This window comes from Mesorhizobium australicum WSM2073, assembly GCF_000230995.2.
In the GTDB taxonomy this organism is placed as follows: domain Bacteria; phylum Pseudomonadota; class Alphaproteobacteria; order Rhizobiales; family Rhizobiaceae; genus Mesorhizobium; species Mesorhizobium australicum.
Map to the genome: position 1 here is coordinate 2,356,138 of NC_019973.1, position 14,143 is coordinate 2,370,280.

General features: G+C 64.8%; 13 protein-coding genes. 5 read left to right on the top strand and 8 right to left on the bottom strand.

Translation table 11 applies throughout. From position 1 onward, the window contains the following. Window positions 1-168: 168 nt before the first annotated feature. From carB to MESAU_RS11365, 3 genes are all read right to left on the bottom strand, one after another. Window positions 169-3,660 (bottom strand): carbamoyl-phosphate synthase large subunit, encoded by a 3,492-nt coding sequence (carB, locus tag MESAU_RS11355; RefSeq protein WP_015316189.1) that lies wholly within the window; start codon window positions 3,658-3,660, stop codon window positions 169-171. A 427-nt stretch (window positions 3,661-4,087) separates the two neighbouring features. Beyond that, complete coding sequence (locus MESAU_RS11360; RefSeq protein WP_015316190.1) at window positions 4,088-4,921, bottom strand: SH3 domain-containing protein; 834 nt, start codon at window positions 4,919-4,921, stop codon at window positions 4,088-4,090. Between the two features lie 320 nt (window positions 4,922-5,241). Beyond that, window positions 5,242-5,598 carry an ArsR/SmtB family transcription factor gene (locus tag MESAU_RS11365; protein WP_015316191.1) on the bottom strand — a complete coding sequence of 119 codons (357 nt, stop codon included), beginning with the start codon at window positions 5,596-5,598 and terminating at the stop codon, window positions 5,242-5,244. Between the two features lie 195 nt (window positions 5,599-5,793). Here MESAU_RS11365 and MESAU_RS11370 point away from each other — a divergent pair, with 195 nt between their 5' ends. After that, window positions 5,794-6,972, top strand: a complete 1,179-nt coding sequence (locus MESAU_RS11370; RefSeq protein ID WP_015316192.1) for an MFS transporter — start codon at window positions 5,794-5,796, stop codon at window positions 6,970-6,972. 45 nt (window positions 6,973-7,017) lie between these two features. Here the strand turns inward: MESAU_RS11370 and MESAU_RS11375 are convergent, their stop codons facing one another. After that, a complete protein-coding gene (locus MESAU_RS11375; protein WP_015316193.1) occupies window positions 7,018-7,476 on the bottom strand; it encodes a MarR family winged helix-turn-helix transcriptional regulator in 459 nt (152 codons plus the stop codon). A gap of 274 nt (window positions 7,477-7,750) precedes the next feature. Between MESAU_RS11375 and MESAU_RS11380 the strand changes: the two genes are divergently transcribed. Continuing rightward, window positions 7,751-8,545, top strand: a complete 795-nt coding sequence (locus MESAU_RS11380; RefSeq protein WP_015316194.1) for an SDR family NAD(P)-dependent oxidoreductase — start codon at window positions 7,751-7,753, stop codon at window positions 8,543-8,545. 20 nt (window positions 8,546-8,565) lie between these two features. Here MESAU_RS11380 and MESAU_RS11385 read toward each other — a convergent pair whose 3' ends face one another. Next, on the bottom strand, window positions 8,566-9,165 hold the full coding sequence (locus MESAU_RS11385; RefSeq protein ID WP_015316195.1) for a LysE family translocator: 600 nt from the start codon (window positions 9,163-9,165) through the stop codon (window positions 8,566-8,568). A 96-nt stretch (window positions 9,166-9,261) separates the two neighbouring features. Between MESAU_RS11385 and MESAU_RS11390 the strand changes: the two genes are divergently transcribed. Next, a complete protein-coding gene (locus MESAU_RS11390) occupies window positions 9,262-10,131 on the top strand; it encodes a LysR substrate-binding domain-containing protein (RefSeq protein WP_051041337.1) in 870 nt (289 codons plus the stop codon). 9 nt (window positions 10,132-10,140) lie between these two features. On the opposite strand, the gene MESAU_RS11395 is transcribed toward MESAU_RS11390, so the two are convergent. The 3 genes from MESAU_RS11395 to MESAU_RS11405 all read right to left on the bottom strand — a co-directional run bounded on the left by MESAU_RS11395 (window position 10,141) and on the right by MESAU_RS11405 (window position 13,157). Then, complete coding sequence (locus MESAU_RS11395; RefSeq protein ID WP_015316197.1) at window positions 10,141-10,791, bottom strand: dihydrofolate reductase family protein; 651 nt, start codon at window positions 10,789-10,791, stop codon at window positions 10,141-10,143. A gap of 111 nt (window positions 10,792-10,902) precedes the next feature. Next, a complete protein-coding gene (locus MESAU_RS11400) occupies window positions 10,903-11,739 on the bottom strand; it encodes a protein-L-isoaspartate O-methyltransferase family protein (protein ID WP_015316198.1) in 837 nt (278 codons plus the stop codon). 53 nt (window positions 11,740-11,792) lie between these two features. Continuing rightward, window positions 11,793-13,157 (bottom strand): Nramp family divalent metal transporter, encoded by a 1,365-nt coding sequence (locus MESAU_RS11405; RefSeq protein WP_015316199.1) that lies wholly within the window; start codon window positions 13,155-13,157, stop codon window positions 11,793-11,795. 233 nt (window positions 13,158-13,390) lie between these two features. Between MESAU_RS11405 and mntR the strand changes: the two genes are divergently transcribed. Both mntR and MESAU_RS11415 read left to right on the top strand, forming a co-directional pair. After that, window positions 13,391-13,840 (top strand): manganese-binding transcriptional regulator MntR, encoded by a 450-nt coding sequence (gene mntR, locus MESAU_RS11410; RefSeq protein ID WP_015316200.1) that lies wholly within the window; start codon window positions 13,391-13,393, stop codon window positions 13,838-13,840. Between the two features lie 104 nt (window positions 13,841-13,944). Then, window positions 13,945-14,133 carry a hypothetical protein gene (locus MESAU_RS11415; RefSeq protein WP_015316201.1) on the top strand — a complete coding sequence of 63 codons (189 nt, stop codon included), beginning with the start codon at window positions 13,945-13,947 and terminating at the stop codon, window positions 14,131-14,133. The last annotated feature ends 10 nt before the right edge of the window (window positions 14,134-14,143 follow it).

The following is a 14,143-nucleotide window of genomic DNA, read 5'->3' on the forward strand; positions in this document are numbered from 1 at the left end:
CTCTGCACTGTTTTTTGGTCAGCACGCCACGTATCCCAGAACATCTGCTGGGAAGCGTAGGGTTGCGTTTGGTGTAGATAAGTGGAACGAGCGCGGCGTCGGCGGGACAGCGCCCCCCTCTGGCCTGCCGGCCATCGCCCCCACGAGGGGGGAGATTAGCTAATCACCTCAAGCAAAATACTCCTGCAGCGGCCTGACCTCCAGGCTCCCCGCCTTCAGCGCCGCGATCGCCTCGGCCACCGCAGCAGCCCCAGACAGCGTCGTGTAATACGGCACCTTCTGCATCAGCGTCGCACGCCGCAGCGACTTGGAGTCCGACACCGCCTTCTGGCCGTCCGTCGTGTTGAAGACGATCTGGACCTGGCGGTTGCGGATGGCGTCTTCGATGTGGGGGCGGCCTTCCAGGACTTTGTTGATCTTCTGGGCGTCGACGCCGTTTTCGGCGAGGAAGCGTTGCGTGCCCGAGGTGGCCAGCACCTTGAAGCCGAGGCCGGCGAGGCGCTTGACCGCCGGCAATATGCCTTTCTTGTCCTCGTCGCGCACCGAGACGAACAGCGTGCCGGAGCGGGGCAGGTCGACGCCGGCGCCGAGCTGGCTCTTGGCGAAGGCGAGCGCGAAATCGCGGTCGAGGCCCATGACCTCGCCGGTGGAGCGCATTTCCGGGCCGAGCAGAATGTCGACGCCGGGGAAGCGGGCGAAGGGGAAGACGGCTTCCTTGACCGCGATGTGGCCGGGGTTGCGCGGGTCAGGCATGGCGCCGTAATGGGCGAAGGCGTCTTCCAGCGTCTCACCGGCCATGATGCGGGCGGCGATTTTCGCGATCGGACGCCCGATGGTCTTGGCGACGAAGGGCACGGTCCGCGACGCGCGCGGGTTGACCTCCAGCACATAGACCGTGCCGTCCTTGATCGCGTATTGCACGTTCATCAACCCGCCGACATTGAGCGCGCGGGCAAGAGCCGCCGTCTGGCGTTCCAGCTCATCGACCAGTTCCGAGGGCAGCGAGTGAACCGGCAGCGAGCAGGCGCTGTCGCCCGAATGGATGCCGGCTTCCTCGATGTGTTCGAGAATGCCGGAGACGAAGGTCGCCTTGCCGTCGCACAGGCAGTCGACATCGACCTCGATGGCGCCTGAGAGATAGGTGTCGAACAAAAGCGGGTTCTTGCCCAGCAGTGTGTTGATCTGGCCGGTCTTGTCGTTGGGGTATTTCTGCTTGATGTCCTCCGGCACCAGGCCGGGCACGGTGTCGAGCAAATAGGACTGCAGCATGCCCTCGTCATGGATGATCTGCATGGCGCGGCCGCCGAGCACATAGGAGGGGCGCACCACCAGCGGGAAGCCGAGCTCGCCGGCGACGAGGCGGGCCTGCTCGACCGAATAGGCGATGCCGTTCTTCGGCTGGCTGAGGTTCAGCTTATGCAGGAGCTTCTGGAAGCGGTCGCGGTCTTCGGCGAGATCGATCATGTCGGGCGAGGTGCCGAGGATCGGAATGCCGGCCTTCTCCAGCGCGTCGGCCAGCTTCAGCGGCGTCTGGCCGCCGAACTGGACGATGACGCCGACCAGCTCGCCCGAGGCCTGCTCGGCGCGCAGGATCTCCAGCACGTCCTCCGCCGTCAGCGGCTCGAAATAGAGCCGGTCCGACGTGTCGTAATCGGTCGACACGGTTTCGGGGTTGCAGTTGATCATGATCGCTTCATAGCCGGCGTCGCGCAGCGCGAACGCGGCATGGCAGCAGCAATAGTCGAACTCGATGCCCTGGCCGATGCGGTTCGGGCCGCCGCCGAGGATGACGACCTTCTTGCGCGCCGAGACCTGCGCCTCGTTGGCGAGCGCGCCGGCGAAGGGCACTTCGTAGGTCGAGTACATGTAGGCGGTGGGCGAGGCGAATTCGGCCGCGCAGGTGTCGATGCGCTTATAAACCGGATGAACGTCGAGCTTTTCGCGAGTCTTCTGAACGACTTCGGCGTCGGTCTTCGTCAGTGAGGCGAGGCGGGCGTCGGAGAAGCCCATCGCCTTCAGCATGCGCAGATTGACGGCGTCACCCGGAATGCCGTGCTCGCGAATGCGGGCTTCCATGGCGACGATGCCGGCGATCTGTTCGAGAAACCAGGGGTCGATCTTGCACATGGCGTGCACGTCTTCCAGCGAGGTGCCCATGCGGATCGCCTGCGCCACCATGCGCAGCCGGTCAGGCGTCGGCGTGCCCAGAGCGGCGCGGATGGCGTTGCGGTCATCGGCACTGTTGGTTGCGCCAAGGCCGGGGATCTCGATCTCGTCCAGGCCGGTGAGGCCGGTTTCGAGACCGCGCAGCGCCTTCTGCAAAGACTCCTGGAAGGTGCGGCCGATGGCCATGACTTCGCCGACCGACTTCATGGCCGTGGTCAGCACCGGCTCGGCGCCGGGGAATTTTTCAAACGCAAAGCGCGGGATCTTGGTCACGACATAGTCGATGCTCGGCTCGAACGAGGCGGGCGTGGCGCCGCCGGTGATGTCGTTCTCCAGCTCGTCCAGCGTGTAGCCGACAGCAAGCTTGGCGGCGATCTTGGCGATCGGGAAGCCGGTCGCCTTGGAGGCGAGCGCGGACGAGCGCGAGACGCGCGGGTTCATCTCGATGACGACGAGACGGCCATCGGCCGGGTTGACGGCGAACTGCACGTTGGAGCCGCCGGTCTCGACGCCGATCTCGCGCAGCACCGCGATCGAGGCGTTGCGCATCATCTGGTATTCCTTGTCGGTCAAGGTCAGCGCCGGGGCAACGGTGATGCTGTCGCCCGTGTGCACGCCCATCGGGTCGATGTTCTCGATCGAGCAGACGATGATGCAATTGTCCGCTCTGTCGCGGACGACCTCCATCTCATACTCCTTCCAGCCCAGCACGCTTTCCTCGATCAGCACTTCGGTGGTCGGCGAGGCGTCGAGGCCGGACTGGACGATGTCGTAGAATTCGGCCCTGTTGTAGGCGATGCCGCCGCCGGTGCCGCCCATGGTGAAGGACGGGCGGATGATGGCCGGGAGGCCGACATGGTCGAGCGCCTGGGCCGCGATCGCCATGCCATGGCTGATGTAGCGCTGCTTGCGGTCGCCTTCGCCGAGGTTCCAGCGGGTTTCCAGCGCGTCGAGTTCGGCGTCGAGATTGTCCGGCTTCTCGGCCTTCAGCGCGGCGCGCTCGGCCTCATGCGTCTTGCGGTCGGCGTTCTTGACGTCGGTGGCGTTGGCCAGCATCGACTTCGGTGTTTCCAATCCGATCGTCTTCATCGCCTCGCGAAACAGCGCGCGGTCCTCGGCCTTGTCGATGGCATGCGCGTCGGCGCCGATCATCTCTACTTGATAGCGCTCCAGCACGCCCATGCGGCGCAGCGACAAAGCGGTGTTGAGCGCGGTCTGGCCGCCCATGGTCGGCAAGAGCGCGTCGGGCCGCTCCTTGGCGATGATCTTGGCCACCACTTCGGGGGTGATCGGCTCGATATAGGTGGCGTCGGCCAGTTCCGGGTCGGTCATGATGGTGGCCGGGTTGGAATTGACCAGGATGACGCGAAAGCCCTCTTCCTTCAGCGCCTTGCAGGCCTGGGTGCCGGAATAGTCGAATTCGCAGGCCTGGCCGATGACGATGGGGCCGGCCCCGATGATCAGGATCGACTTGATGTCGGTGCGTCTGGGCATGTCTATGAATTCCGTTCGGCAGCGGGCTTGCACAAAAAACCGGGACGGGAAGACCCGGCCGGTTGTGCTCGCGATTCTGGTATCAGGCTAGGAGGGCCTTATAGGGAAGAGTTTTGCCCGATGTAACCCCGAAAATGCGGGATTGGGCGGGGCTGCACAGGCTGGGCGCGCGCGTTGGGTTTGAATAGGTATCTTGCAGTGCGTTGGCGCTGCCCCTCACCTGCCTGCCGGCATCCTCTCCCCGTATAGCGACGGGGAGAGGGGTGCTGCCGTCGCCGGTGTCGCCAATCACCGCTGTTGCAAGAAGAACGCAAGGTTGCGGCCAGCATCTTTCTCCCCGTCATTATACGGAGAGAAATGCCCGGCAGGGCAATGAGGGCGGCGCAAACTCCAGCAATCAGGCAGCCACGGCAAAAGTCGCCGAACTCTAATCCCCCAGCACCACCGTGTCCGTGATCTCGAACCGCTCCGACACGCCGATGCGGATCATGTTGAGTTTGCCTTCCCGGGTGAAGCGGAAGTCGCTGCCGGCGTCCGAGCTTGCCGGCAGGCCGGCAGTGAAGGAGATGACGCGGCTGCCGCCATCGGGCCAGGTCACGGTGACGTCGGCCTTGTCCGTGCCCTTGTGCGTCACGCTCGCCGCGCAAGGCGCCATGGGCTGTCCAACGTAGCGGGCGCAGGGAATTTGCAGGCCGGCATCGCCGGCCGTGGCCCCGGTTGGCTCTTCGGCCGCGGGTCCGTTTTCAGCCGCAGCCAGCGCCAGGCCATAGGCATCCTGCATGGCGATCTCCGCCGCGGATTTCGGCGGGGCTTCGGGGCTGGCTGGTTGGTTCGCATCACCCAGCCGAGCGGTCAGGTCGGGTGCATCGGGCGTCGCGGCGGCGTCGGTGGCCATGGCGGGCGTATCCGCGGCCTCGTCGGGCACGGTCGCCGGATTGACGGGAACGAGGTAGCGCGCGGGAGCCCAGCCGGTGGCTTTGGGATTGTCAGACTCGATCTTGCACCAGGGATGACCGTCAATGTCGTTGCAGCCGAGATTCCGTACGCTCGCACCGGCCGCCAAGCGGGCCTCGGTCTTGCCGATCGCCGACGGCTTGGCGCGCACATTGAGCAGGTCGTCGGGGGCGAGCCCGGTGACAACGGAGATAAAGGGACCTTCTTCCGCATGGGCCGGGACAACAGCCGGCCACGCCGCCATCAGCAGCGGAACCGCAACCAGCGCATGCAAACCTGTTCGGAGCGTAACTGTGCGCCTCATCATCTGGCCGTGCGCCGATACTCGAAATTCCATGCCGCGGCCATCTTGCCACACGTTAGGCCGATTCTATAAGGGACGACGCGCCGCCATGTAAGCCGGAAATTGAGGCTAATCATGACGGCGGACCGGCCCGCCGCCTCGTGGTGTACTCGACGGCGATCGTCTCGAAGCGATCCGGCTGGCCGGCGCCGCCCAAGGTAACGATGTCGTAGCGGGCTAAGCGCATTTTCGAGGGGGCTCCACAGGCTGGCGAAGGACTGGTCGAAAGGGCGACCCTGACAGGGACATGATTTCCTCCCGCTTAGCGAGGGAAAGAAAATGCGTCAGGCCGACACTTCGATGTCGTGGCCGCCGACGGCCGGCAGGGCGGCGTCGCCCGCGGCCGCGGCGATGACGCTGTCGAGCAGGCCGGGGAAGCGGGCGTCGAGATCGGCGCGGCGCAGCGTGATCATGCGGTTGGTACCGACCACTTCGGCGCGGGTGACACCGGCCTCACGCAGCTTGGCGAGGTGGTAGCTCAGATTGGTCTTGGAGCCGAGATCGAGGAAGCGGCTGCAGTTCAGCGGCACGCCTTCCTTGCTGGCGAGATAGCGCACGATCGCAAGCCGCGTCGGGTCGCCGAGCACGCCGAGCACAATGGGCAGGCTGATCTGGTCCGTATTGGGGTGTGGCAAGGTCATGGCTGGAACCTAAGCACAGTTCGGGCCGATTTCAACGCGTCGATCCTGCCCGGTCCATACACACTGTTTCTCCAGTTCATGGCCGTCCTGACACAGGGCTGTCAGCATGGTTATGCTATTTTGGCCTGGCTTCATTGACATGATGCCCTTTTATGTCCAATTGTTCAATAACTTTTGAACTAAGGACGCTTTCCCATGGACAAGAGAATTTTCTGGCTTGCGCTCGGATCGTTTGCGATCTCGACCGAAGGCTTCGTCATCTCCAGCCTCCTGCCCGATATCGCCAGGGATGCCGGCATCTCGGTGCCGCTCGCCGGCTCGCTGATCACCGCTTTCGCGCTCGCCTATGCCGTGGGCACGCCGATCCTGGCGACGCTGACCGGCGAATGGGACCGGCGCCGCGTTATCCTGTGGACGCTGGTGTTCTTCGTCGTCGGCAATGTCGTCGCCGCCTTGAGCTCATCCTTCGAAGTGCTGCTCGTCGCACGCATCATCATGGCGCTGTCGTCGGGCCTGTTCGCGGCGACCGCGCAAGGCACGGCGGTGGCGCTGGTGGACGATCATCACCGCGCCCGTGCCATCGCCGTTGTCGTCGGCGGCACCACGGTGGCCGTCGCTGTCGGTGCACCGCTTGGCGCGCTTGTCGCGGCCATCGCCGGCTGGCGTGGCACCTTCTATGCCATTGCCGGCCTTGGCGCGCTGTCCGGCGCCATCCTGTGGTACCGCCTGCCGCGCGGCATCATCGGCACCAGGCTGCCGCTGAAGCGCCGGCTGGCGGCCGCCATGCGTCCCGGCGTGATGCCGATCCTGGTGACGACATTGCTGGCGCTGGTCGGTGCCTTCACCGTCTTTGCCTATGTCGCGCCGCTTGCCATCGAGGGCGGCGGGCTGAGCGAGATCGCGCTGCCCGGCATGCTGCTCGCCTTCGGCGTCGGCGCCGTCATCGGCAACATTGCCGGCGGCCAGGCGGCCGACCGTTTCGGCGCCACGCGCACCGTCGGCTGGTCGCTGGCGTTGAGTGCCGCCATGCTGATCATGCTGTCGGTCATCCCGACCTTCCTGCCGCAGCACATTGCCGGACCGGCGCTGATGGCGATGATGGTGCCGTGGGGCATCGTCGGCTGGGCGTTCCCGCCGGCGCAGGCCAGCCGCATCATCAAGTTGGCGCCGGACGCCGCCCCGATCGTGCTGTCGCTCAATGGTTCGGCGCTCTATCTCGGCGTGGCGGTGGGCGCGGTGGTCGGTGGTGGCGTGCTGCGCTACGGCGCGCCCGCCGATCTCGGTCTGGTCGCGGCGGTGTTTCCGATCGTCGGGCTCGGCATCGTGCTGGCGGGGCGGGTGTTTGCCCGGGCCGTCACCATGCCGGCGGAATAAGGCCGGCTCCGAGGCTTGCATCCTTGTTTTTTCGCGGCCGCTTCTTCAGCTGGAAGGAGTGGCCGCGGGCAATTCCAGCTTCAACGCAGCCACTTCATCGAGCGTGGCCCGCAGTTTCGCGGCCTGCTCCGCGCCGATCATGGCCTCGAATTGCCGCTGGGCGACGCTCCATAGCTTGATCGCCTCGTCGAGCTTGGCCTGTCCTGATGACGTCAGCCGTACGCGCTTGACGCGGCGATCGTCCTTGTCGGGGAAGGTTTCGACATAGCCGTCGCGGACCAGGGGCTTCAGCGTGTGGCCGAGCGCCGACAGATCCATGATCAGCGCCTCGGCAATGGCTCCCATCGCCGGCTCGCTGCCGACACTGATCTGGAACAGCAGGCCGAACTGCGTGCCCTTCAGGCCGGAAGGCGCCAGCGCGTCGTCGTAGAACCGGCCGAGCCTGCGTGCGGTGCGCCGCAAGGTGGCATTGTTGCAACGGCTAAATCCGTCAGCTTCACTCATGGTCGCTCCTTGTGGAGCATCTCCGGCGAAACGCATCGCCTCCAATGCTCTGTCCTGTTCGCAATTCCGGACGCAAAACCGCTGGGCACTTGCTGGAATTATCCTGGCAGGTGCGCCAGCCTGCCGCAGAAATAGTTTTCGCCGCCGCCGTTGACAAGATGGTGGCATATACCTACTTCGAGAAAAGTGGCATATACCACTAATTTGAATAACAGCTTTGCCGGCCGATATTTATCCACTGCGGCCGAAGACAGCGAACACAAGGAACGTGACAATGAGCAAGAATGACAACAAGGGCACGGCGGTCGTCACCGGCGCTTCATCGGGGATCGGCGCCGTCTATGCGGACCGTCTGGCGGGGCAGGGCTACGACCTGGTGCTGGTGGCGCGCCGTGCCGACCGGCTGCAGGCGCTGGCCGAGAAGTTGCGCCATGACCACGGCCGCAACGTGAGCGTGATCAGCGCCGATCTGTCCGACGACGGCGATGTGCGCCGTGTCGAGCAGTCGATATCAGCCGACGAAACCGTGACGCTGCTGGTCAACAATGCCGGCCTTGGCGGTCAGGCAGTGGTGGCAACCGCCGATGCCGACGCGGCCGAGCGCATGATCAAGGTCAATGTCGTGGCTCTGACCCGGCTGACACGTGCCGTGCTGCCTGGGCTCCTGGCGCGCAACCGGGGCGGAATCGTCAACATCGCCTCGGTCCTGGCCTTCGACACCTCGTTCGGCGGCATCTACAGCGGCACCAAGGCCTATGTCGTCAACTTCACCGAAGCCCTGCATCGCGAGGTCGCGGGCACCGGAGTGACGGTGCAGGTGGTGCTGCCGGGCGCGACCCGAACCGATTTCTGGGAGCTTTCCGGCGGTGATATCGACCAGTTGCCGAAGGAGATCGTCATGACCGCCGACGATATGGTCGACGCCGCCCTTGTTGGCCTGGCCAGGGGCGAGGCCGTCACCGTGCCGGCGCTTGCCGACACGGGAAAGCTGGACACATTCCTCGGCGCCCGCCAGGCCTTCTATGGCAGCCTGCACGCCGACAAGCCGGCCCCGCGCTACGCGGCTTAGGCTGACGTGGCGGCCGGCCGTCAGGCCGTCCACCACATCGGGATGATCGAGGCGGCGAGCACCAGCGCCAGCGCGATGTTGAGCGCGCGCCATTGCCACTCGGCCTTGAGCAGCCTGGCCAGCACCATGCCGGCGATGCACCAGACGGACAGCGAGATGGCAGCGGTGAGGCCAAAGGTCGAGCCGAGCAGCAGTGCGAGTTGTCCGGGTCCGTCGGCGAGGGCGGCGAACGAAGCCGCCGCGCCCAGGCCCATCGCCCAGCCCTTGGGATTCATCCACTGGATGCCGGCGCCGCCCAGGAAGCTGTTCGGTTTGGCCATGGTGACGTCAAGGTTGGGTGGCCCTGCGCGACCGATCTTGATCGCCAGCCACAGAAGATAAAGCGAGCCGATCACCTTCATCGCCAGTTGCAGCGAAGGCACCGCAAGCAGCAGGCTGGCGAGGCCGGCGGCGGCCGCCCCCGTCACGGTAGCGAGGCCGGCGGCGCTGCCGATCATCAGCGGTACCGAACGGCGAAAACCGAACTGCGCTCCGGAAGCGGTCGACAAGGTCGTGGCGATGCCGGGCGTGGCGGTAGCCACGAAGGCAAACAGGATGAGCGGCAGGATCGGCTGGAGCATGGAGCATCCTTTGTCGGAGGCTTCATGGTAGACTGAGCGTGACATCAGTAAATGCAATGTTTGCGATGATGATCATTAGCATTTATAATGCTGATGATGATCCGCAATCTCGATACCAGTCTCATGCGCACCTTCGTCACCGTCGCCGACAAGGCCAGCATGACGGCGGCGGCCAACGCGCTGCACCTGACTCAGGGCGCGGTCAGCCAGCAGGTCAAGCGGCTGGAAGACACGCTCGGCTGCGGGCTGTTCGAGCGCGACCGGCGCGGTCTGCGGCTGACCCATTCCGGCGAGCGGCTGTTCGACAAGGCAAGGCGCCTGCTCAGCCTCAATGACGAGATATGGACCGAGATGGTGGGGAGCGCTGTCGCCGGACAGGTGCGGCTCGGCGTTCCCTACGACCTTGTCGGCACCTTGCTGGCTCCCGTCCTGAAGGCCTATGCCGAGGCCTATCCGCAGGTCGAGATATCGCTGGTCTGCGCCTCCTCGCCGGAACTGGCGGCGGCACTGGCGGCCGGAACCATCGACCTCGCGGTAATCGAGGAGCGGGTCGGCCCGACCTCTGGCGAATGCCTGGCCATCGATCGGTTGGTCTGGGTCGGCGCAAGGGGTGGGGTGGCTCGCGCCAAGCGGCCATTGCCCGTCTCGATCGTTGCCGACACCTGCGCCTTCCGGCCGGTGGTGCTGGCGGCACTTAACGAGCATGGGCTGGAATGGCGCAGCGTGTTCGAGAACGGCAACATCGACGCGACGACCGCGACGGTGCGTTCCGACCTCGCCGTCACCACATGGCTCGCTGCCACCGTGCCAGCCGATCTCGACATATTGCCGTTCGACACCGGCCTGCCGCCGCTGCCGAATTTTGCCATCAACCTGCACCTGCCGAGGCATGGCGTGAGCACGGCGGCGCAGGAATTCGCACGCCATATACGTGATGGGCTGGCGCGGCGATCGCAGGCTGCTTGATGCCCGAATTTACTTCCAGTTCTTGCGCCGCTCGAGTTCGGCCTGGGATGGCTCGCCCGTGACAAAGGAGCCGACCTTGATTTCGCCCGCGCGCTCATAGGTCGCGATGATGACGCCGGTGGTCGAAGTCTGCGATTTGACAAGCTTGAAAGCGGCCGGCATCGCGGCCTCGCCGAACAGCCGCTTGCCCTTGCCCAGCAACAGCGGGAAGATCATCAGCCGGATCTCGTCGATCAGCCCGTTGGCGAGCAGGGTCTGAATGAGATCGCCAGATCCCTGGATGAGCAGGTCAGGTCCATCTTCCTGCTTGAGGCGACGCAAAGCCGTGATGATATCGGGCCCAAGCGCGTGCGTGTTCTGCCAGGTCAAAGTATCCGGCCGATGGGTCGCCACATACTTGGTCGCGGGGTTGAACGCATCCGCGATCGGATCTTTCTGGTAGGGCCAGTACGCGGCGAAGATGTCGTAGGTTCTGCGGCCGAGCAGCAGGGCGAAGGGTTTGGAGAACAATTCCTCCATTGCCGCGCCTCCCACCTCGTCAAAATAGTGGAACGTCCAGCCGCCGAATTCGAAGCCACCGACCGGATCCTCTTCCGGCCCTCCCGGCGCCTGCATGACGCCATCGAGGCTGACGAAGGTCGCGGCGATGATCTTTCTCATTGTGCTCTCCCTTGCTTGCGGCCACGCCATCGCGGCCGGACTTCAACCCAAGGACGGAGCAACCGCGCCCGTCCCGACAAAGGCCGCGAGATTTGGTCCGCCCTCGATAGGTCAGCCGCGGACGCTCACGGCTTTCGACGAGAACCAGACATGCTCGAAGATCGCCGTGGCGGTGCGGTCCGGCTGCCTGTCCTCGACCAGCCAGATCGAGCGGCTGCGCGTGGCCTGCTCGCGTGTCGGGATCTTCGCCGCAAGATCCGCGAGCGAGGCGCCGAAGCATGGGATGAACCAGGCACGCATGAACGGATCGCAGGCAAAGCCCTTTTCGGTGCGGGTCACCAGCATCGCCAGCGGGACGCGCTCGGCGGGACGCCAGGGGAAGATCATGCGGCCGCCGGGGCGCAACGCTTTCAGCCATCCGGCGGGAGGGGCGACGACACCGGCATTGACATAAATGATGTCGGACGGCGGCAGCGGCGACGTCACGGCATCGCCATGGACAATGGTCGCATTGCCGTAGGTTTCGAGATTCTTGCGCGCCAACCCGGCCAGGTTTTCGTCGATCTCGAAGGCGGTGATGGTGCCGCATGGCGAAACCAGTTTGGCCAGCAAAGCTGTGTAGTAACCGCTGCCGGCGCCGATATGCGTGATGGCCTCACCAGGCTTTGGCGCGAGTTTTCCGATCCACATGGCGTGCAGGAAGGGCTCGCCATTGTTGATGCCCTTGTCGGTATCGAGCGCCACCAGAACGTTCTGGCAGATGTGGGCCGGATCGGCGCTTGGCGTGGTGACCGTGCCGTTGCCGGTGATGACCGTCCATGGGCCGGGGCCGAGGAAGGCCTCGCGCGGTACGCTGGCGAACACCTCTTCCAGGCGCGGGTCCGATGAGGCGGCGTTGACCGCCATCAGCCGCGCGTAGAATGTCCGGATGTCTTCGAGCTCGCTCATGGCATCGGGAAGATAGCGCGATCCGGCGGTTTGTCCCGTGATTAAACGGAACTTCAGCCAACCCCGAACATGGTGTCGTAGAGCAGCTTGAAATTGAGCACCAGGATGATTGCCGCGACCACCCAGGCCAGTGCGGCGACGCCGCGCGGGATGGCGAGATTGCCCATCTTCTTCTTGTCGGACACGAACTGCACCAGCGGGACGACCGCGAAAGGCAGCTGCATGGACAACACCACCTGGCTGAAGACCAGCAACTGGCCAGTGCCCTTCTCGCCATAGAGCGCGGTGACGACCACCACCGGTATGATGGCGAGGCCGCGGGTCAGCAGGCGCCGCGCCCAGTTCGGGATGCGCAGGCGCAGAAAACCTTCCATGATGATCTGGCCGGCGAGCGTCGCCGTCACCGTCGAATTCAAGCCCGACGCCAGCAGTGCCACGGCAAACAGGATCGAGGCGATGCCGAGGCCAAGCAGCGGCGACAGCAGCTTGAAAGCCTGGTCGATCTCGGCGACATCCTGGTGGCCGGTTTCGTGGAAGGCGACGGCCGCGACGATCAGGATGGCGGCGTTGACGAACAGCGCCAGCATCAGGGCGATGGTGGAGTCCGTCGTCGCCCATTTGATGGCATCTCGTTTTCCGGCCTCCGTGCGCTCATAGGCGCGGGTCTGCACGATCGAGGAATGCAGGTAGAGATTGTGCGGCATCACCGTTGCGCCGATGATGCCGATGGCGATGTAGAGCATCGCCGGATTGGTGACGATTTCGGAGGACGGCACGAACATCGAATGCAGGATCGTGCCGGCCGGCGGAGCGGCAACGAAGATCTGGATGGCAAAGCAGCTGAAGATGATGACCAAAAGCGCGACGACGAAGGCTTCGAGATAGCGGAACCCCTTGTTCATCAGGAGCAGAACCAGGAAAGCGTCGAGCGCGGTGAGCATGGCGCCGCCGATCAGCGGGATGCCGAACAAAAGCTGCAGCGCGATCGCGGTGCCGATCACCTCGGCGAGGTCGCAGGCGATGATGGCGAGTTCGCAGGCGATCCACAGCACGAGATTGACGGGGCGCGGATAGTAGGCGCGGCAGGCCTGGGCGAGGTCGCGGCCGGTGGCGATGCCAAGGCGCGCGGCCAGCGCCTGCAGCAGGATCGCCATCAGGTTGGACAGCATGATGATGAACAAAAGCGTGTAGCCGAACTGCGCGCCGCCGGCGAGGTCGGTCGCCCAGTTGCCCGGGTCCATGTAGCCGACCGAGACCATGTAGCCGGGACCCATGAAGGCGAACAAGCGGCGGAACCAGACGCCTGATGTCGGCACCGCGATGGAGGAGTTGACCTCGCGCAGGCTGGGCTGATCGTCTTCATCCCGTCTGGCGAACCGCCATGCGGACCGGGAGGTTGTGACGTCTGCTTCTGACATGAAAAGGCTTTCCGCGACTTCCGGAGGATGCCCTCAAGGTATGCCATGGCTCAACATTATGCAATAGGCTATATTTCATTGTCGGTGCTTTTTAGCATGTCGCGCTGTGCGTGCGAGGATGACGCCCCCGGAGACGCCGGTTGCGCCTCTCTCGGAATGCAAATAAACGGCCTGAAGAATCAGAGCCCGTGCTATAAAAGCAGGGACGGCAAACTCCCGAGGAGGAGCGCGCATTGGCGCTGAAGAACAGACCGGTCCCGCGTGAGCCGTTGCTCGATGCCGATGTCCATTCGGAAGGGTTCCGGCAGACGCGCGAAGCGCGCCGCAGCGCGCTGGTCGAGGATTATGTCGAACTGATCGCCGACCTGATCGAGGACGGCAACGAGGCGCGCCAGGTCGACATCGCCGCGCGCCTCGGCGTCGCCCAACCGACGGTGGCCAAGATGCTGACGCGGCTATGCGCCGACGGGCTGGTGTCGCGAAAGCCCTATCGCGGCGTGTTCCTGACCGATGCCGGCCGCAAGGTCGCAGAGGAAAGCCGCATCCGCCACCAGACGGTCGAGGCCTTTCTGCGCTCGCTCGGCGTCAGCGCCGAGACGGCGCGCATCGATGCCGAGGGCATCGAACACCATGTCAGCGCCGAGACGCTGGAAGCGTTCCGCAAGGCGATGACGGCGCGCTGAAGCGCTTCATTGCCGCGTTTTCGACCATGTTAGCCGCTGGAACCGCCGGCGCTTATGCGCGTTCCCCTCTCATTGCGCGCCTATCGCGCGCCAGGGAGGAAGCAATGGGCATCGAGCAGGCACCGACCGCAAAAGGCAAGCAGGCAGCCACAGGATTGGAACAGGCGGCCGCCAGGGACGAGCGCAAGACCGAGGCCGAAACGGGACATCCGCTGAAGAAAGGCGCCGATCGTTTCGAGGAACGCTCGAAAAGCTCCGACGGCAAGAGCGCCGGCGCCAAGCAGAAAGAGTAAGCGGCAGCAG

Bases quoted from the DNA above. Each gene is read 5' to 3' on its own strand.
- MESAU_RS11360 (WP_015316190.1), bottom strand. From the start codon at position 4,921: ATGATGAGGCGCACAGTTACGCTCCGAACAGGTTTGCATGCGCTGGTT.
- MESAU_RS11370 (WP_015316192.1), top strand. From the start codon at position 5,794: ATGGACAAGAGAATTTTCTGGCTTGCGCTCGGATCGTTTGCGATCTCG.
- MESAU_RS11405 (WP_015316199.1), bottom strand. From the start codon at position 13,157: ATGTCAGAAGCAGACGTCACAACCTCCCGGTCCGCATGGCGGTTCGCC.
- MESAU_RS11415 (WP_015316201.1), top strand. From the start codon at position 13,945: ATGGGCATCGAGCAGGCACCGACCGCAAAAGGCAAGCAGGCAGCCACA.
- MESAU_RS11400 (WP_015316198.1), bottom strand. From the start codon at position 11,739: ATGAGCGAGCTCGAAGACATCCGGACATTCTACGCGCGGCTGATGGCG.
- MESAU_RS11365 (WP_015316191.1), bottom strand. From the start codon at position 5,598: ATGACCTTGCCACACCCCAATACGGACCAGATCAGCCTGCCCATTGTG.
- MESAU_RS11395 (WP_015316197.1), bottom strand. From the start codon at position 10,791: ATGAGAAAGATCATCGCCGCGACCTTCGTCAGCCTCGATGGCGTCATG.
- MESAU_RS11380 (WP_015316194.1), top strand. From the start codon at position 7,751: ATGAGCAAGAATGACAACAAGGGCACGGCGGTCGTCACCGGCGCTTCA.
- carB (WP_015316189.1), bottom strand. From the start codon at position 3,660: ATGCCCAGACGCACCGACATCAAGTCGATCCTGATCATCGGGGCCGGC.
- MESAU_RS11385 (WP_015316195.1), bottom strand. From the start codon at position 9,165: ATGCTCCAGCCGATCCTGCCGCTCATCCTGTTTGCCTTCGTGGCTACC.
- MESAU_RS11375 (WP_015316193.1), bottom strand. From the start codon at position 7,476: ATGAGTGAAGCTGACGGATTTAGCCGTTGCAACAATGCCACCTTGCGG.
- MESAU_RS11390 (WP_051041337.1), top strand. From the start codon at position 9,262: ATGATCCGCAATCTCGATACCAGTCTCATGCGCACCTTCGTCACCGTC.